The organism is Myxococcus sp. CA033, assembly GCF_013336625.1.
Lineage (GTDB): Bacteria > Myxococcota > Myxococcia > Myxococcales > Myxococcaceae > Myxococcus > Myxococcus llanfairpwllgwyngyllgogerychwyrndrobwllllantysiliogogogochensis.
In genome coordinates this window covers 264,820-283,077 of sequence record NZ_JABUMU010000001.1, presented here as the reverse complement: position 1 = coordinate 283,077, position 18,258 = coordinate 264,820, and the positions used below count along the sequence as shown (strand labels likewise).

The window sequence follows — 18,258 nt, the reverse complement described above, 5'->3', positions numbered from 1 at the left end:
ATACGATGAAGAGCGGGATGCAGCAGCGTAAATCGTTCGCGGGCGTAGCGGCTCTTTCGCTCGCACTGGCGGTGTTCAGCAGCGCCTGTGGCGACGACGACGAGAAGGACCCGCAGAACACGCCGGACTCTGGCACGCCTGACTCCGGAACGCCCGACTCTGGCACGCCCGACTCCGGCACGCCTGACGCGGGCCCGGTGACGACGGTGTCGGACGCCGACATCGCGCTGGCTCGCTTCAACACGGACGGCACGCTGGACACGACGTTCGGCGCCAGTGGCACGACGCGCGTGGACCTGAGCACCGTGGCGGGTGGAACGAAGGACGCCGTGTGGGGTCTGGCGGCGGATGGGTCCAACCGGCTCGTCGTCTTCGGCTCGCGCCGTGGCGAGGGTGACCGCGTCGACGCGGACCGCGTGGTGGTGCGCTTCTCGGCCAACGGCGCCCGCGATACGACGTTCGGCACCGAGGGCGTGTACACGCTCAACGTCTCCAACCTGAGCGACGGCGCGCGCCACGGCATCGTCCAGGCGGACGGCAAGATTGTCGCGTCGGGTTACACCAGCCAGCCGACGGGCGTGGGCACGCAGGCGGCCAACCGCATCGTGCTGCTGCGCCTGGATGACGCGGGCAAGGCGGACAACACCTTCGGCTGGAAGGGCGTGGTCAACTCCGCGCCGTTCGGAGCCGTCAACCCCCCCACCAACCCCGAGTGGGGCATGGCGGAGGCGTACGCGGTGGGCCAGTTCAGGGACGGCAGCTACGTCACCACCGGCTACGGCCGCAGCGCGTCCTCCGGCACGGTGGACGTGGTGAACTTCAAGTACTCGGCCACGGGCGAGCGCGACCTGAATTGGGGGTCGAACGGCATCGCCCTGCTGGACCTGGTCAGCGACAACGACCGCGGCCGCAACCTGCTGGTGCTGAACGACGACCGCGTGTGCACGGTGGGCAGCGCGACGCCGGTGGCGCAGAAGATCTCCGCCCTGGTGTTCATGCTGGACAAGAACGGCGCCCGCGACACGACCTTCAACACGGAGGGCTACAAGCTGTACGACTTCGAGCGTCCGGAGCAGGCGTTCTTCGGCGTGGCGAAGTCCGCGGATGGCAACTGGGTGGCCGCGGCGGGTTACCGCGCCGGTGGCAGCGAGGATGACGACGGCGTGCTGGCCATCATCCCGGTGGGCGGCTCGGGCACCGAGGTCTTCAAGGCGGCGCCCATCTCCGAGACGGACCATGACCGCTTCTGGTCCGTGGCCTTCGACGCGTCCAACCGCGTCTACGTGGCGGGCTTCGTCACCGAGGGCGGCGACAACAAGATGGTGGTGGCGCGTTACACGACGGCTGGCGCGCTGGACACCACGTTCGGCACGGGCGGCGTCGTGAAGCACAACTTCATCGTCGGCAAGACGGAGGAGGCCGTGCGCGGCATCGTCGTGCAGTCCGACGGGAAGATCGTCGTCGCGGGCACGGCCGACAAGTAGTAGCAGCACGGTTTCGAAGCACCCAGTCCTGGAGCCGGGGAGTCGGGTCCCTTCATGGGCCCGGCCACCCCGGCTTCCTGGCGTCTGGCGCAGTGCCACCGCACATCATCGAGACAAGGGCGTACTTCGCAGATGGCATGGTTCAAGGACAGGCTGAGGCGGGCGCGGAGCTGGACGGCTCCGGTGCTCATGGTGGGGTTCGTGTCGTCGTCGGCCGCCCAGTCCGTGCCGGGTGCTCCCAGCGAGGCTGCGACTCCGTCAGAGGCGGCTCCTCCGGTGGCCCCATCGCCCGTTGGACCTGCCGAGGAGCCCGCTCTTCCCTCGACGTCCTCTCAGCCAGAGCCCCTTGTCGACGTGCCCGTGCCTTCGGAGTCGGTGGCCACACCGTCGGCGCCGGAGGACGCGCCGCTGGCTCCGGAGCAGGCCGGTAGCGTGCCCGCGCAGGCGCCCACCGCGCCGGACGCGGTGCCCGAGGCGGGGCAGCGGAAGTTCGAGAGCGTGGTGGTGGGGACCTCGGAGACGCGCACGAGCGGCTCGGTCCACATCCTCAAGCCCGCGCAGCTGGAGCGCTACGAGAAGGACGACCCGAGTGCGGTGCTGATGAGCGTGCCCGGTGTCTACGCGCGTGGCGAGGATGGCTTCGGGCTTCGGCCGAACGTGGGCCTTCGCGGCGTGAATCCGGACCGCAGCAAGAAGGTCACCCTGTTGGAGGACGGTGTCCTCTTCGGCCCGGCGCCGTACTCCGCGCCCGCGGCCTACTTCTTTCCGCTCGTCACCCGCATGCAGTCGGTGCGCGTGCTCAAGGGCCCCTCGGCCATCCAGCATGGTCCACAGACTGTCGCGGGCTCCGTCGAGTTCCTCACGCGCGACATCTCCGCGTCGGAGTCCGCGTGGCTGGACATCGCCGGAGGTGGCTACCTGTACGGCAAGGCGCACGGCGTCTTCAGCGCGAGCACCGAGCGAGCGGGCTTCCTGGTGGAAGGCATCCACCTGCGCAGCAATGGCTTCAAGGAGCTCGACGGTGGAGGCACCACGGGCTTCCGGCGCAACGAGTGGATGGCGAAGGCCCGCTACCGCCTGGTGACCGAGGGGGAGATTCGCCAGAGCCTCAACCTCAAGCTGGGCTACTCCGACGAGCTGTCCAACGAGACGTACCTGGGCCTGTCCGACGCGGACTTCCGCGCCAACCCGCTGCGCCGCTACGTCGCCAGCGCGCTGGACCGGATGAAGTGGCACCGCACCCAGGTGGCCCTCAGTCACGTGCTGGAAGCCGGCTCGCTGGCCATCACCACCACGGCCTACCGCAACGACTTCGCGCGCGTGTGGCGCAAGGTGAACCGCTTTGGCGGCGCCGCCATCGCCACCGTGCTCGCGGACCCGACGAGCGCGCGCAACTCCATCTACTACGGCGTCCTCACCGGCCAGCTCGACACGTCGTCGACGCAGGACACGTTGCTCATCGGCCCCAATGACCGCACCTTCGTGTCGCAGGGCCTCCAGAGCGTCGCGCGGTGGACCACGACGACGGGCCCGCTGAGCCACAGCCTGGAGGTCGGCGCGCGCTTCCACTACGACAGCATCGACCGCAAGCACACCGAGGACGCGTACCGCATGGCGGGCGGCGAGCTCGTCTCCGCTGGAGCGCCCACGGCCACCACCGCCGACAACAAGGACGCCACCCACGCCCTCGCGCTGCACGTGACGGATGCCATCGCCTGGGGACCGCTGGTCCTCACGCCGGGCGTTCGCCTGGAGGTCATCCGCTCCCGCTCGTATGACCGCATGACGGGGGAGGACACGGACGGCTCGCTCGAGGTGTTGATGCCGGGCCTGGGCGCGTATGGCGCGCTGACGCCGAACCTGGGCCTCTTCGCGGGCGCGTATCGGGGCTTCTCGCCGCCCTCACCGGGCCAGCCCGACGCGGTGAAGCCGGAGAAGAGCATCAACTACGAGTCGGGCGCCCGCTGGACGCGTCGGGGCGAGCGCTTCGAGGTCGTCGGCTTCTTCAACGACTACTCGAACCTCACCGCCATCTGCACCTTCTCCAGCGGCTGTGTGGATGACGACCTGGACCGACAGACGGACGCGGGACAGGCCCACATCTACGGACTGGAGGTCTTCGCGGAGAAGACGTTCCGTCCCGGAGGCGGCGTGACGTTTCCGCTCTCGGCTTCCTACACCTTCACGCGCACGGAGCTGCTCACCGACTTCCGCTCGGCGGATCCGCAGTTCGGCGACGTGAAGGCCGGCGACGAGCTGCCCTATGTGCCCAGGCACCAGGTCTTCGCGTCGGTGGGCGTGGAGGGCGCGCTGGGTGGCGTCATCCTGAGCGCGCTCTACATCGACAGCATGCGCGAGAAGGCGGGGCAGGGTGAGGCGGCGCCCGGCGAGCTGACGGACTCCCAGCTCACCTTCGACGTCAACGCGAACTGGAACTTCTCCCGCTGGGGACAGCTCTACTTCAGCGCGCGCAACGTGTTCGACTCGGCGGACATCGTCTCCCGTCGTCCCTATGGCGCGCGCCCCAACGCCCCCCGCACGGTGATTCTCGGCTTCAAGCTATCGCACTGACGCAAGGACCCCAGGTGCCCCGGAGGAACCCGGCCGGGGCGAGGGAGGGTCAGAGATAGAAGCGGTCCGTCACGCCGGCGGTGCGCTGGAGGATGGCGCTCCAGCCGAGCCACAGCTCGATGCCACTCTTCGCGGTCTCCGACTCGCCCCCCAGCGCGCCGAGCGAGCCCGTGCAGCCCGCGAGCGTGCACAGCCCGGACTCCGTCAGGTGCTCCAGCAGCGCGCGAAGCGTGGGCATGCCTCGTGATTCGAAGCGGTCCGAGACGTCCGCGCGGTTCTCGAAGTAGGGCTCATCCAGCGCGCCCCGCAAGAAGCGCTCGAGTGCCCACCAGAAGAGATACACCTCCGCGCGGCGCCCCGACGCGGTTGCCGCGGCGGCGATGGACAGGCCCTGGTGCACCCGGTCGTAATCTCCGCTGTGCAGGAAGATGACCACCTTGGATGACGCGGGCGCGCTCATGCGGGCCTCATACCGTCCAGCAGTGTCCGCCGTCCATTGAGTCACCAGGGCGGACCGCTCGGGCCCTTTGGCTTGCGCCCGTCCCCCGGCGCTTGCTAGGAAACCCGCGAGCCATCGGGCACTTACACGCCCTGACGGGCACTTGGGACGGGCTGCTTCTCTCATGGTCGAGGACATCACAGCGCGGCGCAAAGACGCTCACCTCGACCTGTGCGCCACCGGTGACGTCGAGCCGGGCGGAAACAGCACCCTCCTGGAGCACGTCCACCTGGTCCACTGCGCCATGCCAGAGATGGCCGTGGAGGACGTGGACCTGTCCACTCCGTTTCTTGGAAAGCAGTTGCGCCACCCGCTGCTCGTCACGGGCATGACAGGCGGCACCGAGCGCGCGGGCGCGGTCAATCGTGACCTCGCATTGCTCGCTGAGCGACATGGTCTGGCGTTTGGTGTTGGAAGCCAGCGCGCCATGTCGGAAGACGTTGCGCGGGCCGCATCCTTCCAGGTGCGGCAGGTCGCGCCCACGGTGGCGTTGCTGGGCAACATCGGGCTCTATCAGGCGGTGCGGCTGGGCGTGGACGGGGTTCGGCGGTTGATGGAGGACATCGGCGCGGACGGCATCGCGTTGCACCTCAACGCGGGCCAGGAATTGACCCAGCCCGAGGGCGACCGGGACTTCCGGGGCGGCTACGACGTGGTGGGGGCGCTGGTGAAGGCCTTCGGCGACCGGCTGCTCGTGAAGGAGACCGGGTGTGGCATCGGTCCGGATGTGGCCCGGCGGCTGGTGGCGCTGGGGGTCCGGAACCTGGATGTCTCCGGCCTGGGCGGCACGTCGTGGGTTCGCGTGGAACAACTTCGGGCCACGGGCGTACAAGCTCAGGTGGGCGCGGAATTCAGCGCGTGGGGAATTCCCACGGCGGCCGCGGTGGCGACGGTGCGCGCGGCCGTGGGGCCGGAGGCTCGGCTGGTCGGCAGCGGCGGGGTGAGGACGGGGCTGGAAGTGGCGAAGGTGCTCGCGCTGGGCGCGGACCTGGGCGGAATGGCGCTGCCGCTGTTCCGGGCGCAACAGGCGGGTGGGGTGGAGGCGGCGGAGCAGGCGCTGGCGGTCATCCTGTCGGGATTGCGACAGGCGCTCGTGCTCACGGGAAGCAGAAGCTGCGCTGAGCTGAGGCAGCGGCCGCGGGTGGTGACCGGAGTGTTGAAGGATTGGATTGCGGCGCTATAGCGGCCGTGCGCGTCGACGCAGGAAGAGGGAAGACTCAACATGTCTGAGACGGTGACGTCCCGGCTCTCCGGGTTCCACAAGCTGCCGATGGATGAGCGCCTCGCGCAGCTCGCTCGCATGTTGCGGCTTTCGCCCGCGGACCTGGAGCAGCTTCGCGGCACGGAGGCTTTGCAGCCGGTCCTGGCCAACCAGATGATCGAAAACGCGGTGGGAACCTTCTCCCTGCCGCTGGGGTTGGGACTCAACCTCCAGGTCAACGGGCGCGACTACCTGGTGCCCATGGCGGTGGAGGAGCCGTCGGTGGTGGCGGCGGTGTCGTTCGCCGCGAAGATCGTCCGCGAGGCGGGCGGCTTCATCGCCGAGGCCGACGAGTCGATGATGATTGGCCAGGTCCAGGTGACGCGCTATGGCGACCCGACCGAGGCCACTCAGAAGATTCTGGCGCACAAGGAGCAACTGCTGGCCCTGGCCAACAGCTTCCATCCCGCGATGGTGGCGCGCGGTGGCGGCGCGAAGGACGTGGAGGTTCGCGTGTTGCCGGCCCCCGAGGGCCCGCGCGGCGAGCCGCTGCTCGTGGTGCACATCCTCATCGACACGCAGGAGGCGATGGGGGCCAACCTCATCAACACCGTGGCGGAGGGCGTGGCACCGCTCGTGGAGCAGATCACCGGCGGCAAGGTGTACCTGCGCATCCTCTCCAACCTGGCGGACCGCCGGCTGGCGCGCGCCACGTGCCGCATCCCCCTGGCGATGCTCGCCGACTTCGAGATGCCCGGTGAGACCATCGCCGAGGGCATCGCCCAGGCCAGCCGCTTCGCGGAGGCGGACCCGTACCGCGCGGCCACGCACAACAAGGGCGTGATGAACGGCATCGACTCGGTGGCCATCGCCACGGGGCAGGATTGGCGCGCGATTGAAGCCGGCGCGCACGCGTTCGCCTGCCGTGGCGGTCAGTACCGCCCGCTGTCGACGTGGTACCTGGAGGAAGGTCACCTGGTGGGCCGCATCGAGCTGCCCATGGCGCTGGGCCTGGTGGGCGGCCCCATCAAGGTGCACCCCGGCGTGCAGATGGCGCTGAAGCTCCTGCGCGCCTCGAGCGTGCGTGAGCTGTCCATGGTGTTCGCGGCGGTGGGGCTGGCGCAGAACTTCGCGGCGCTCCGGGCGCTGGGCAGCATTGGCATCCAGAAGGGCCACATGGCGCTGCACGCGCGCTGCGTGGCGGTGACGGCGGGCGCGCGCGGTGACTGGGTGGAGAAGCTCGCGGACCTGCTGGTGAAGGCGGGCCACGTGAAGGTGGAGAAGGCCCGGGAGATTCTCGCCAGCCTGTCCGCCGAGGACGCCGCTGCCGCCACTGGCACGACACTCTGAGCGCCGTGGCCACCCAGTCCTCCCTGTCCACGTTCGGCGCCGGCAAGGTCATCCTGCTGGGCGAGCACAGCGTTGTGTACGGCCATCCCGCGCTGGCGGGTCCGCTGTCGCAAGGCGTGAAGGCTCGCGGCGTGCCGTCCAAGAAGTGTCAGCTCTCCCTGCCGTCCACGCTGAGCCGGGGACAGCGGGCGCTGCTCACCCTGGCCTTCGCGCGCGCGGCGAAGCTGGTGGGCGAGCCTCCGGTGAAGGTGTCGTTGGACCCGGAGCTGCCGCTGTCCGTGGGACTGGGCAGCTCCGCCGCGCTGTCCGTGGCGTGCGCGCGGCTGTTGCTGCTGGCGGCGGGCAAGGAGGCCACGCCGCGAGAGGCCGCGCGGGTGGCGTGGGAGATGGAGCAGGAGTTCCACGGCACGCCCTCCGGGGTGGACCACACCACCAGCGCGGAGGAGCGGCTGTTGCTCTATCGCCGGACGCCCAACGCGGCGGCGGTGGGGCGCGGCAGGACGGTGGAGAGTCCCCGTCCGCTCAAGGTGGTGGTGGCGCTGGCGGGTGAGCGCAGCCCCACGAAGAAGACGGTGGCGGCGCTGCGGGAGCGGCAGGCGCGGTGGCCCGAGCGCTACCGGCGGCTCTTCACGGAGATGGGGCGGCTGGCGTCGGAAGGCGCGAAGGCGGTGGAAGCCGGAGACTTGGAGGCGCTGGGTGACGCGATGAACGTCAACCAGGGCCTGCTGGCGGCGCTGGGCCTGTCCTCGCCGCCGCTGGAAGAGATGGTGTATCGACTGCGTGGCCTGGGGGCGCTGGGCGCCAAGCTCACCGGAGCGGGTGGGGATGGTGGGGCCGTGGTCGGTCTGTTCCTCGAACCGGAGGCCGCGGTGGTCCAGCTCACCCGACTCGGTGTGCGCTGCTTCAGCAGCCAGCTCGCGGGTCCGCGAGCGCCGTGAGTGTTCCCATGAAAGCCACTGCCCTGGCGCATCCCAACATCGCCCTCGTGAAGTACTGGGGGAAGCGGGACGACGCGCTCATCCTTCCACACCAGTCCAGCCTGTCGCTGACGCTGTCGCCCCTGTCGGTGACGACGACGGTGGAGTTCGGCGTCCCGACTGACACGGTGGAGATCAACGGCCACACGTCCAAGGGCAGCGAGCGCGAGCGCGTGTTGCGCCTGCTGGAGTCGGTGCGCGCCCAGACGAAGGACGCGCTGGGGCCGGCGAAGGTCGTCTCGCGCGGAGACTTCCCCATGGCGGCGGGGCTCGCGAGCAGCGCGGCGGGCTTCGCGGCGCTCGCTGTCGCGGGACGCGCGGCTGCGGGCCTGCCGTCCGACGCGAGGGCGGCGAGCATCCTGGCGCGGCTGGGCAGCGGCTCCGCGTGTCGCAGCGTGGAGGGTGGCTTCTGCGAGTGGCAGCGCGGCGAGCGCCCGGACGGAGACGACAGCTTCGCGGTGCAGCGCTTCGACGCGGCGCACTGGCCGGACCTGCGCATGGTGGTGGCGGTGCTGGACCGGGGCGAGAAGGACGTGAAGTCGCGCGACGGGATGAAGCAGACGGTGGAGACCAGCCCGTACTACCCGGCCTGGGTGCGTGACGCGGAAGAGGAAGTGCCGCGTGCCCGCGCGCACATCGCCCGGAGGGACTTGCAGGCGCTGGGGGAGCTGTGTGAGCGCAACGCGTGGCGGATGCATTCCACGTCGCTCGCGGCCGACCCGCCGCTCTGCTACCTGAACGCGGGGACGCTGGGCCTCATCCAGCACCTGCGCGAGCACCGCAAGAAGGGCATCCCCGTCTGGTTCACGTTGGACGCGGGCCCCAACCCGGTGCTGCTGACGGACGCGGCGAACGAAGTCGCGGCGGAGGCGCTGGCCCGCGCGTGTGGCGCGCTGGACGTGATTCGCTGCGTGCCGGGCGGGGACGCGGTGCTCAAGCAGGAGCACCTGTTCTGATGGAGCGCGCCCTCTCCGCACCGGGCAAGCTGTTCGTCTCCGGCGAGTACGCGGTGCTGTGGGGCGGGGTGGCGCGAGTGGCCGCGGTGGCGCCTCGCACCGCGGCCTATGTGCGGCGGCGCGAGGATGCGCGCGTGCATGTCTGCCTGGAGGAAGGGTCGCTGGGCGGCAGCGTGACGCCTCGGGGCGTGCGCTGGGAGCGCGAGGTGCCCGCGGGCTTCTCCTTCGTGGCGCGCACGCTGGACGAGGCGCTCCGAGCGCACGGCCGCGCGAGCCAGGGCTTCGACTTCGCGGTGGCGCCCTCGGCCGTGGGGCCCAACGGGCAGAAGCTGGGCATGGGCGGCAGCGCGTGCGCGACGGTGCTGGCGGCCGAGAGCGCGCGTTATGTGCTGGAGGAGCGCTACGACGCACTGAAGCTGGCGTTGCTGGCGCACACGCAGGGGCAGGGCGGCAAGGGCAGCGGCGGGGATGTGGCGGCGAGCTTCGCGGGCGGCGTGCTGCGCTACCGGCGCTATGACGTGACGCCCCTGGTCGACGCGAGCAACGGCGGACGGCTGAGCGCGGCGCTGACGGAGTCGGCCTCCGTGGACGTGTGGCGACTGCCCGTGCCCCGGGTGTCCATGGCGTATGCCTTCACGGGCGAGAGCGCGTCCACGCGCGTGCTGATTGGCCAGGTGGAAGCGCGGCTGGAGGCGTCTGGGCGCCAGGCCTTCGTCGAGCGCTCCAACATGGTGGGGCAGGTGATGGAAGACGGCCTCGCGGGCTGGGACTTCCGAGGCTTCTCCGAGGCCGTGAAGGCGCAGCACGCGCTGCTGTTGGAACTGGGGCCGCTGGAGACCGAAGGCATGCGCCGCGTGTTGTCCATGGCGGCGGCCTACGGCTGCGTGGGCAAGCTGTCCGGCGCGGGGGGCGGCGACGGCTGCATCCTCTTCGCACCGGACGCGGAGGCTCGCGCCGAGCTGTGCAAGGGACTGGAGTCGCGCGGCTTCCACACGCTGCTGCTGGAGGCCGAGCAGGGCGTCCGGGGCGAGACGCAGGTGGATGCGCGGCTGCGTGCCTGGGTGGACGCGCTCGTCTGAGTCACGCGACGCCCCTCGTCCTCGCTCACTCACTCACGAGCGAGACTGGGGCATTGGCTCCGTTCAGAACATGTGGCCGAAGGTGATGTAGATGCGCTGGCGGCCCGTCTCGGTGGAGCGGGCGTAGTCCATGCGCACCACGGCGGCGCGCCGGGTGAGGCGCAGGCCGCCGCCGATGCCCGGGTGCCACTCGTGCCACTTCCCGTCCGTCACGCCCGGGTGCCACACGCGCCCCAGGTCCAGGAACATCACCGCGCCAACCTTCATGCTCTTGCCGAACACCTGCATCTGCGCGGCCTGGAAGCGCAGCTCCGTGTTGCTGAACGCCTTGATGTTGCCGGAGAAGCGGTTGCGCTCGATGCCGCGCACGCTGCTCATCCCGCCGATGCCCTCCGACACATTCACGCCGCCCGTGTTGCTCCATTCGAAGAACGGCACGTCGCCGAAGAGCATGTCCAGCGTGAGCCGCTGCGCCAGCGTCAGCCGTGACGACAGCCGCAGGTATCGCCGCTCGCTCAAGGTGATGCCCACGTACTGATAGCGGCTGCCCGTCGCCTGGCCTGACACGCGCAGCGCAAGCTCCTCCACGCCGCCCTCCAGCGGGTCCGTCTCGTCGTCGCGTGTGTCCCACAGCGCGCCCACGAGGAGCTGGCCGGTGGAGCCACCCTCGATGCCGATGGGCTGCTGCTGCGTCAGCATGGACTGGTCTTCCGCGCTCACGCTCGTGTTGCGCCACGCGTAGCCCACGTAGGACTGGAGTGGATGCGTGGGACCGAAGGGCCGGCCACGAAGGCGCAGCCACGCGCCGGGCGAACCCTTGTCGAACGTGAAGCGCTCGTTGTCCAGGTCACCCTTGAAGTCCGGCGCCGACTGGTTGCCCGCGCCGAAGAAGGGGCTGCGCAGCTCCCTGCGGTACTCGAGCCCTGCCTCCAGGCGAAGCGGTCCGATGAGGCGCGGCCCGTCGTAGCGCAGGTAGTGGCTCTGCACGCCTCGGCTGCTGAAGAGCACCTGCGCGCCGATGCCGTGCGCGTACGGCGTCTTGCCGGGGCCGTACAGGTAGATGCCGCCCACCGCGCCGTAGCTGATGCCGTGGTCCGAACTGAACGTCATCATCGGCAGCGCGATGATGTCCGAGCCGGAGTCCGTCTTCGCGGGAGCCAGCCCAGGCGCCGGCCGGGCAGGCGGCGTCACCGGAGCGGCACTCAGGAGTGCGAGGAGGACAGCGGGAATGATCATGGGGACCGTGGTGACGCCTCTCTGAGTCGGATCCATCCCGACTGAAGGACGGCGCTACCTGCCCGCCTGCTTTCCAGGAGGGCTGCCTTCGACTGAAGGCGGCCGTCCCCCCAAGTGCTCATTTTGCCTGCCGAAGGAGGGGAGGCGTCAACGTGAGTGGTGTCATTACCCCAGCTTCATGGATGTGGGCCCACGGACTTGCGCGGAGGGTTCGCTCGAAAGTTCCGCCCGCAGCGGCGCATCGGCGCCGGAACCTCTTGATTGTCCATTTAGACGGGGTGCCGAAGGCCCTGCTGGATGAGGCGATTGTCGTCGGGAAGATGCCGTTCTTCTCACGACTCATCCGCTCGGGGGCGTTTCATCTGGAGGACGCCTTCTGGGGCGCGCCCACCTCCACGCCCTACTTCCAGGCGGGCTTGCTGTACGGCATGCGCGAGTCGAACCTGCCTGCCTACTCCTGGTACGACCGGGAGCTGGGTCGCAAGGTGCAGATGAACGTGCCCTCGGACGCGCTGGAAATCGATCAACGGTTGCGAGGCGCGGGGCGCGACAGCCTGCTGGATGGCGGTGGCCACGGGTACTTCTCGCTGTTTCGCGCGGGCGCGGACAACGCGCTGAGCATGAGCACGCTGGGCAGCTTCAAGCTGATGTCGCGCTCGCTCTCCTACGAGCTGATGGGCTTGTCGGCCGGTCGCACACGGGGCGCGTGGGACTTCCTGCGCTCGTTCGGAATGGACACGTGGCAGTCGGCGCGCGAGGTGGCCCGCTGGTCTCGCGCCCTCCACGACTGGCGCCACGAGCAGTCCTTCCTGCTCAGTCGCGTGCTCTTCCAGCGCCTGGGCTGGAGCTTCGCGCACACCAAGGCCCTGGTGGACATGGTGCGCGGCGTGCCCGCCATCTACCTCGTCTTCGGCAACTACGACGAGGTGGCCCACCGCCGAGGGCCCCGCTCGGAGATCGCGCTGGAGGAGCTGCACCGGGTGGATGCGTACCTCTCGGAGCTCTACGCCATGGCGCGCTCGGTGGAGCGGCCCTACGACGTCGTCATCCTCTCGGACCACGGACACGTGGACAGCCTGCCGCTGGAGCAGCGCCAGGGCGTTCGACTGGAGTCCATGTTGTTCGAGGGCGCTCACGTCCCGCTGTCCGACGACGTGGCGCGGGGCCTGTGTGAGGGACGTTCTCTGCCCGAGCCGGACACCGTCGCGCGCGCGCCTTTCAAGCCCGTCGTCATCGAGTGCGGCAACTTCGCCCATGTCTATCTCTCCGGCGAGAGCGAGCCGCTGGAGGCGAGGACGCTGCTGGCGCGGCATCCGGAGGTGCTGGCGCGCGCCACGCGGAGCCCGGACATCGGCATCGTCGCGATGCGCCGGGGGAACTCCGCGGTGGCCGTGGTGCGCGGTGGCGTCTACGGCCCGGATGAAATGGAGCGCGCGCCCCTGGCACCCGAGTACAGCCGCCGCGCGGTGGCGGACTTCCTCAGGGGCCTGCCGGCGATGAAGACGGCGGGAGACCTGGTCCTCTTCGGTGAGGCGGTGCGGCGCGGAGGCACCGTGGGCTTCGCGTGGGAGTTCGGCTCGCACGGCGGGCTGACGCGCACGGAGGCCAACAGCCTGGTGTGCTGGCCCGCGGACGCGCCCGTGGACCTGTCCGGCCTGGGCCACTGCGCGGACCTGCACGAGCGGCTCGCGGAGGCCTATCTGGAGCCCGCGCTCCGACTGCGGTGGGTCCAGTGAAGCAGGACCCCGTTCGGTCCACGACGGGCAGGTGGCCCAGTCCCTCGGCTCGCGGCGTCAGCGTGCCCAAGGTGCTGCTCGCCGTGCTGGGGCTGGCGCTGTCCGTCGTCCTGCTCTCCACGGCGTTCTTCCGGTGGCACCTTCAAGGCCCGGGGCCCCTGCTCGAGCCGCGCTTCCCCCTGGACGAGTTCCTGAGGGACCTGCCCGGCCACCTCGTGTGGCTGTTGCCCTTCGTGCTGCTCCAGGCCTCCATCATCCCGCTGCGCGCGGTGCAATGGCAGAGCACCTTGCGCAAGCGAGTGCCCTTCCGCGAGCGCTACCACCTGGTCGCCATTGGCGCCTTCGTCCACAACGCGCTGCCGGGGAAGCTGGGCGACATCCTCCGCTCGTTCCTCCTGTCGCGCACCGAGCGCATTCCCTTCCTGCGCTGCCTGGGCACCGTCGGCGTCTGCAAGCTGATGGAGTTCGCCGCGCTGATGTTGCTGGTGACGCTCTCCCTCTTGGGGCCCTTCGGCGCCACGCTCTCCCGCTTCCAGGGGCAGCTCAAGGTGGCGGTGTCCCTGTGCGTGGGATTGGTCGCCCTCGTCGTGCTGCTGGCCCACTGGTCCGCGCCGCTGGCGAACTCGCTGCACCGCCGTCACCGCTTCCCGCGCCTGGAGGGCCTCCTCCATCACGTCAGCGACGGCCTGGGCTCGGCGCGCTCCTTCCGGGGCATGGGCAAGGTGCTCTTCTTCTCGGTGGGCCCGGTCCTGGCGTCCGCGCTGGCCTACGGACTGGCGCTGCACGGCATTGGAATCCAGGGGGGCCTCTTCGCGGGGGCGGTGATGCTGGGGGCCATCTCCCTGGGACAGGCGCTCCCGGGTGTCCCGGCCGGCATGGGCATCTACTACTTCGTGACGAGCTGGGCGGCCCGCAGCCTGGGGGCCTCACCGGAGGACGCGGCGGCCTTCGCCACGCTCACCCACCTGGGGACGGTGCTCAGTCAGGCGGGAGTGGGGGCCATCTCCGTCTACGTCCGGAAGATTCGAATCAGGGACTTGCGCAAGGGCGGCAGCCTGGCGCGCGAGGCGGCGCACCACGTGGCCCACGAGTCCGTCGAGCCGGCGCCACCGTGAGCGCGCGGGGGCAATCCGAGCCCTGAAAAGCGAAAAGGGGCCCTGGTTTGAAACCAGGACCCCTTCTCAACTTTGTGCCCAGGAGAGGACTCGAACCTCCATGCCCTTGCAGGCGCTAGACCCTGAATCTAGTGTGTCTACCAATTCCACCACCTGGGCAGGTGGTTCCTCGCGGCGCTGCGGCGTTGCTGCGATGGGGCGGACATATAGAAGTCCTGCCCCGCGCCGTCAAGAACTACGTAACAAGCTCACTTCTTCAGCGGCCATTTCCCCTCGGCTTCGAGGGCGCGGCGGATGACGGGGTTCTCATCCATGAACGCGGTGAGGGACTCCTCGGTGATCTCCACCGTGACGTCCTCCTGGCTGACCTCCGTCTGGCAGCTCAACCGCGAGTACGGGCGCACGTCGAACCCCATGTCCAGCCGGTCCGCCTCCGCGTCCGATTGCTCGCTCAGCGAGTCGAGGCCCTTGCGCACCCAGATGTGACAGGTGGAGCAGCCGCAGACACCGCCACAGCTATGGCCCACCTGGGCACCGCCCTGCTCGGCCGCGTCCAGGAGGATGGTCCCCGGGGGCACGTCCACGCTGACCTCGGCCAGGGGGCTCTTGAAAATCACCTTGGGCACGTCAGTAGTCCTCCACCGACTGGCCGGCCACCACCTGGGTGATGGCCTGGTTCATCACCCGCTCGATGAAGGGGCGGCACGTCTCGTCCAGCGCGTGCACGGCCTCCTTCAGCTTCAGGTAGTCGTTGCCCTGGGCCGTCTCGCGCACCTTCGCGAGGGCCGCGTCGATGGCGGCCCGCTCGTCGCCCTGGACCAGCGCGCCGTGCTCGCGCAGCTGCCGGTCCGCCTCGGCCAGAACGCGCTCGGCGTCCACGCGCTGCTCGCGCAGCTGCCGGGCCTGGATGTCGTCCTCGGCGTACTCGATGGAGTCGAGCAGCATCCGCTCGATTTCATCCTCCGTGAGGCCGTGGCTCGGCGTGACGGTGATGGACTGCGCGGCACCGGTGCTCTGCTCCTTCGCGGAGACGGAGAGGATGCCATCGGCGTCCACCTGGAAGCGCACTTCCACGCGCGCCATGCCCGCCGCCAACGGAGGGATGCCGGAGAGGGTGAAGCGCGCGAGGCTGCGGTTGTCCTCCACCAGCTCGCGCTCGCCCTGCACCACGTGCACGTCCAGGCCGGTCTGCCCGTCCTTGAACGTGGTGAACACCTGCGCCGCCGCCGTGGGGATGGTGGAGTTGCGCTGAATCAACTTCTCGGTGATGCCGCCCATCGTCTCCAACCCGAGCGACAGCGGAATCACGTCCAGCAGCAGCACCTCGTCCTGACGGTCCTCGTTGGTGAGCAGGTCCGCCTGCACCGCCGCGCCCAGCGCCACCACCTGGTCCGGGTCGATGTCGCCCAGGGGCTCGCGGCCGAACATCTCCGCCACGAAGCGCCGCACGGCGGGCACGCGCGTGGAGCCGCCGACGAGGATGACGCCGTCCAGCTCCCCGGCCACCACGCCCGCGTCCTTCAGCGCCCGACGGCACACGAGCCCCGTCTTGTTCACCAGCGGCTGAATCCACGCGTCGAAGTCCGCGCGCTTCACCGTGTGCGACTGGCCACCCACGGTGACGGTCGCCTCGGGCGCGTCGGTGAGGGCCTCCTTCGCCTTGCGCGAGGCCGCCAGCGTCTGGGCCACGAGGGAAAGGGAGGGCTCGGTGATGCCGAGCGCCTGGAAGACCTGTGACGCGATGGCCCGGTCGAAGTCGTCGCCACCCAGCGCGGAGTCGCCGCCGGTGGACTTCACCTCGAACACACCGTCCACCAGCTTGAGGATGGAGATGTCGAAGGTGCCGCCGCCCAAATCGTAGACGGCGAAGGTGCCCTGGCTGCCCTTGTCGAGTCCGTACGCCAGCGCCGCCGCCGTCGGCTCGTTGAGCAGCCGCAGCACCTCCAGACCCGCGAGCCGGCCCGCGTCCTTGGTGGCCTGGCGCTGGGCGTCGTCGAAGTACGCCGGCACGGTGATGACGGCCTGCTCCACCTTCATGGAGAAGTGGGCCTCCGCGCGGCGCTTCAGCGCACGCAGGATTTCGCCCGAGACTTCAATGGGCGTCACCGGGTTGCCGCCGGCCACGTCGAAGCGCACCACGTTGGCGCCGGGCGCGAACTTGTAGTGCCCCAGCTTGCGCGTCTCCGCGTCGTCGGGGCCGCGTCCCATGAAGCGTTTCACGGAGGAGATGGTGTCGGTGGGGTGCTCGCCAGCCAGGGCGCGCGCGCGCGCGCCGGTGACCACGCCGCCGTCCTTGCCGTAGTGAACGACGGAGGGCAGCAGGAGCGAGTCGCCCTCGTCCACCGGGACGCAGCGGGGCTTGCCCTGCGCCACCGCGGCGACGAGTGAGTGCGTGGTGCCCAGGTCGATGCCCACGGCCTGGCCCTTGGGCTTCAGCGGGTCGTGGATCTGCAGGTAGCCGTTCTTGCTCACGACAGACTTTCCTCCTCGAACGCGTCCACCTGCTCGAGGAAGCGCGTGAAGTAGCGCACCCGCCCCAGCGCGTGCGATGCCTTTCTCACCTGGGCCGGCGCTTCCTCCGCTGGCCCCCCACCTTCCAGGGCCCTGAGGACACCGGCCGCCTCGTCGAGCGCCGCCTTGCTCCGGCCCCGCACCTGGCTGCCCATGGCCTGCACGCGGGCCAGGTCCTTCTTCTCCATGGCCCCGTCGAGCGCCTCGCGCAGCTCCATGACCTCCTCGAGGAACTCCAGGGGCATGTCCTTCTGCGCGCCCGCGTCCTCGCGGTCCAGGTCCACCCCGTGCAACTTCAGGAGGTAGAAGGCGCGGCGCACCGGGTCCTTCAGCGTCTTGAAGGCCTCGTTGAGGGCAGTCGTCCCCTCCAGGGCCTTGAGGCGCTCGCGCGCGTCGGCCTGGGCCACGCGGTCCGGGTGCAGCTGGAGCGAAAGCTCGCGGTACTGCTTCTCCAGCGCGGGCACGTCCACGTCATAGGCGCGCGGCAGCCCGAAGACGTCGAAGTGGGTCCTCACTCGGTGTGCTCCATGGGGGTGTGGGGCGGACAAACGAAAGGGGCCCGGCGGCTGGCCGGACCCCGCGTGACGGTGTCCCTTCCGGAAGGGAAGGGACGGGGACTGTCCCCACTCAGACGGAGAAGCTCTCTCCGCAGCCGCAAGCGGCCTTGATGTTGGGGTTGTTCAGCTTGAAGCCGGAGGCCATGAGCGTCTGCTCGAACACCAGCTCCGTGCCAATGAGGTACAGGTAGCTCTTCGGGTCCACGAAGACGCGCACGCCGTCCCGCTCGAAAATCTTGTCGCGCTCGCGGGACTTCTCGGACCACTCCATGGAGTACTGGAGGCCCGAGCACCCGCCGCCCTTCACGGCCAACCGCAGGCCCGCCTCGGGCGTCTGCCGCTGCTCCAGCAGCTCCTTCAGCCGGGCCACGGCGCTGTCCGCCACGACGATGCCCTTGGGAGCGGGCTTGGCCACGGGCGCGGGGCCAGGCACCGGGCTCTGCGTCGTCTGCTGGGTCGCCTGTTCGCTCATGGTTTCGCCTCCTGGAGTCGTGAAGTTCGCCGTACCAACAGCCCTTAGGATGCCTGGGCCTTGCGCGCGGCGCGCTTCTTCTTGAAGTCCTCGATGGCCGCCTTGATGGCGTCCTCGGCGAGGACCGAGCAGTGGATCTTCACCGGCGGCAGCGACAGCTCCCGGGCCACGTCCTTGTTGGAGATGGTCATCGCCTGGTCCACCGTCTTGCCCTTCACCCACTCGGTGACGAGCGACGAGGAGGCGATGGCGGACCCGCAACCGAACGTCTTGAAGCGCGCGTCCTCGATGAGCCCGTCGTCGGAAATCTTCAACTGCAGGCGCATCACATCGCCGCACGCCGGAGCCCCCACGAGGCCCGTGCCCACGTTCGGGTCTTCCTTGTCCATCGTCCCGACGTTGCGGGGGTTCTCGTAGTGGTCGATGACCTTGTCGCTGTAAGCCATGCCAACTCCTTCAACGGATGCTTCTCACCAAAGGTTCCGGGGAGCAATGCCCACCGGTCGAGGGGCCA

General features: G+C 69.7%; 16 protein-coding genes and 1 tRNA gene. 9 read left to right on the top strand and 8 right to left on the bottom strand.

Annotation, left to right across the window (positions count from 1 at the left end):
* Window positions 1–17 precede the first annotated feature (17 nt).
* Both HUA78_RS01030 and HUA78_RS01025 read left to right on the top strand, forming a co-directional pair.
* Entirely contained in the window at window positions 18–1,484 is a 1,467-nt protein-coding gene (locus tag HUA78_RS01030; protein WP_254623516.1) for a hypothetical protein, read from the top strand.
* Window positions 1,485–1,616: 132 nt separating this feature from the next.
* Entirely contained in the window at window positions 1,617–4,055 is a 2,439-nt protein-coding gene (locus HUA78_RS01025; protein WP_174475471.1) for a TonB-dependent receptor domain-containing protein, read from the top strand.
* A gap of 49 nt (window positions 4,056–4,104) precedes the next feature.
* Here the strand turns inward: HUA78_RS01025 and HUA78_RS01020 are convergent, their stop codons facing one another.
* Window positions 4,105–4,515: a hypothetical protein gene (locus HUA78_RS01020; protein ID WP_174453534.1), complete on the bottom strand. Its 411-nt coding sequence runs from the start codon at window positions 4,513–4,515 to the stop codon at window positions 4,105–4,107.
* 163 nt (window positions 4,516–4,678) lie between these two features.
* Here HUA78_RS01020 and fni point away from each other — a divergent pair, with 163 nt between their 5' ends.
* Genes fni through HUA78_RS00995 form a run of 5 tightly spaced genes read left to right on the top strand, consistent with a single transcriptional unit; the run spans window position 4,679 to window position 10,117 of the window.
* A complete protein-coding gene (gene fni / locus HUA78_RS01015; RefSeq protein ID WP_174463118.1) occupies window positions 4,679–5,737 on the top strand; it encodes a type 2 isopentenyl-diphosphate Delta-isomerase in 1,059 nt (352 codons plus the stop codon).
* 39 nt (window positions 5,738–5,776) lie between these two features.
* A complete protein-coding gene (locus HUA78_RS01010) occupies window positions 5,777–7,105 on the top strand; it encodes a hydroxymethylglutaryl-CoA reductase, degradative (RefSeq protein WP_141644230.1) in 1,329 nt (442 codons plus the stop codon).
* Between the two features lie 5 nt (window positions 7,106–7,110).
* Window positions 7,111–8,043 (top strand): mevalonate kinase, encoded by a 933-nt coding sequence (mvk, locus tag HUA78_RS01005; protein ID WP_141644229.1) that lies wholly within the window; start codon window positions 7,111–7,113, stop codon window positions 8,041–8,043.
* 8 nt (window positions 8,044–8,051) lie between these two features.
* Entirely contained in the window at window positions 8,052–9,038 is a 987-nt protein-coding gene (mvaD, locus tag HUA78_RS01000; protein WP_174453536.1) for a diphosphomevalonate decarboxylase, read from the top strand.
* Entirely contained in the window at window positions 9,038–10,117 is a 1,080-nt protein-coding gene (locus HUA78_RS00995; protein WP_174475470.1) for a mevalonate kinase, read from the top strand. The genes mvaD and HUA78_RS00995 overlap by 1 nt, the downstream gene beginning before the upstream one ends.
* A gap of 63 nt (window positions 10,118–10,180) precedes the next feature.
* Here the strand turns inward: HUA78_RS00995 and HUA78_RS00990 are convergent, their stop codons facing one another.
* Window positions 10,181–11,353, bottom strand: coding sequence for a BamA/TamA family outer membrane protein (locus HUA78_RS00990; protein ID WP_174453537.1), 1,173 nt, complete (start codon window positions 11,351–11,353; stop codon window positions 10,181–10,183).
* Between the two features lie 182 nt (window positions 11,354–11,535).
* On the opposite strand from HUA78_RS00990, the gene HUA78_RS00985 reads away from it, so the two are divergent.
* Both HUA78_RS00985 and HUA78_RS00980 read left to right on the top strand, forming a co-directional pair.
* Window positions 11,536–13,089 carry an alkaline phosphatase family protein gene (locus HUA78_RS00985; RefSeq protein WP_174475839.1) on the top strand — a complete coding sequence of 518 codons (1,554 nt, stop codon included), beginning with the start codon at window positions 11,536–11,538 and terminating at the stop codon, window positions 13,087–13,089.
* A gap of 71 nt (window positions 13,090–13,160) precedes the next feature.
* Window positions 13,161–14,204, top strand: a complete 1,044-nt coding sequence (locus tag HUA78_RS00980) for a lysylphosphatidylglycerol synthase transmembrane domain-containing protein (protein ID WP_141644238.1) — start codon at window positions 13,161–13,163, stop codon at window positions 14,202–14,204.
* Between the two features lie 75 nt (window positions 14,205–14,279).
* Here HUA78_RS00980 and HUA78_RS00975 read toward each other — a convergent pair.
* The 6 genes from HUA78_RS00975 to iscU form a co-directional block, all read right to left on the bottom strand.
* Window positions 14,280–14,363 (bottom strand) — tRNA-Leu (locus HUA78_RS00975).
* Window positions 14,364–14,452: 89 nt separating this feature from the next.
* On the bottom strand, window positions 14,453–14,830 hold the full coding sequence (locus tag HUA78_RS00970) for a 2Fe-2S iron-sulfur cluster-binding protein (RefSeq protein WP_141644225.1): 378 nt from the start codon (window positions 14,828–14,830) through the stop codon (window positions 14,453–14,455).
* Between the two features lies 1 nt (window position 14,831).
* Window positions 14,832–16,676 (bottom strand): Fe-S protein assembly chaperone HscA, encoded by a 1,845-nt coding sequence (hscA, locus tag HUA78_RS00965; RefSeq protein WP_174466345.1) that lies wholly within the window; start codon window positions 16,674–16,676, stop codon window positions 14,832–14,834.
* Window positions 16,673–17,230: a Fe-S protein assembly co-chaperone HscB gene (hscB, locus tag HUA78_RS00960; RefSeq protein WP_141644223.1), complete on the bottom strand. Its 558-nt coding sequence runs from the start codon at window positions 17,228–17,230 to the stop codon at window positions 16,673–16,675. Before hscB ends, hscA begins: the two co-directional genes overlap by 4 nt.
* 112 nt (window positions 17,231–17,342) lie before the next feature.
* The gene (locus HUA78_RS00955; RefSeq protein ID WP_141644222.1) at window positions 17,343–17,744 is read right to left on the bottom strand and encodes an iron-sulfur cluster assembly accessory protein; all 402 of its coding nucleotides are present in this window, start codon (window positions 17,742–17,744) and stop codon (window positions 17,343–17,345) included.
* A gap of 44 nt (window positions 17,745–17,788) precedes the next feature.
* Window positions 17,789–18,190 (bottom strand): Fe-S cluster assembly scaffold IscU, encoded by a 402-nt coding sequence (gene iscU, locus HUA78_RS00950; RefSeq protein ID WP_141644221.1) that lies wholly within the window; start codon window positions 18,188–18,190, stop codon window positions 17,789–17,791.
* Window positions 18,191–18,258 lie beyond the last annotated feature (68 nt).

Excerpts from the sequence above, each read along its gene's own strand:
- HUA78_RS01030 (WP_254623516.1), top strand. The coding sequence starts at position 18 with ATGCAGCAGCGTAAATCGTTCGCGGGCGTAGCGGCTCTTTCGCTCGCA.
- HUA78_RS00990 (WP_174453537.1), bottom strand. The coding sequence starts at position 11,353 with ATGATCATTCCCGCTGTCCTCCTCGCACTCCTGAGTGCCGCTCCGGTG.
- iscU (WP_141644221.1), bottom strand. The coding sequence starts at position 18,190 with ATGGCTTACAGCGACAAGGTCATCGACCACTACGAGAACCCCCGCAAC.
- mvaD (WP_174453536.1), top strand. The coding sequence starts at position 8,052 with ATGAAAGCCACTGCCCTGGCGCATCCCAACATCGCCCTCGTGAAGTAC.
- fni (WP_174463118.1), top strand. The coding sequence starts at position 4,679 with ATGGTCGAGGACATCACAGCGCGGCGCAAAGACGCTCACCTCGACCTG.
- HUA78_RS01020 (WP_174453534.1), bottom strand. The coding sequence starts at position 4,515 with ATGAGCGCGCCCGCGTCATCCAAGGTGGTCATCTTCCTGCACAGCGGA.
- HUA78_RS00995 (WP_174475470.1), top strand. The coding sequence starts at position 9,038 with ATGGAGCGCGCCCTCTCCGCACCGGGCAAGCTGTTCGTCTCCGGCGAG.
- HUA78_RS00955 (WP_141644222.1), bottom strand. The coding sequence starts at position 17,744 with ATGAGCGAACAGGCGACCCAGCAGACGACGCAGAGCCCGGTGCCTGGC.
- HUA78_RS00985 (WP_174475839.1), top strand. The coding sequence starts at position 11,536 with ATGTGGGCCCACGGACTTGCGCGGAGGGTTCGCTCGAAAGTTCCGCCC.
- HUA78_RS01010 (WP_141644230.1), top strand. The coding sequence starts at position 5,777 with ATGTCTGAGACGGTGACGTCCCGGCTCTCCGGGTTCCACAAGCTGCCG.
- HUA78_RS01025 (WP_174475471.1), top strand. The coding sequence starts at position 1,617 with ATGGCATGGTTCAAGGACAGGCTGAGGCGGGCGCGGAGCTGGACGGCT.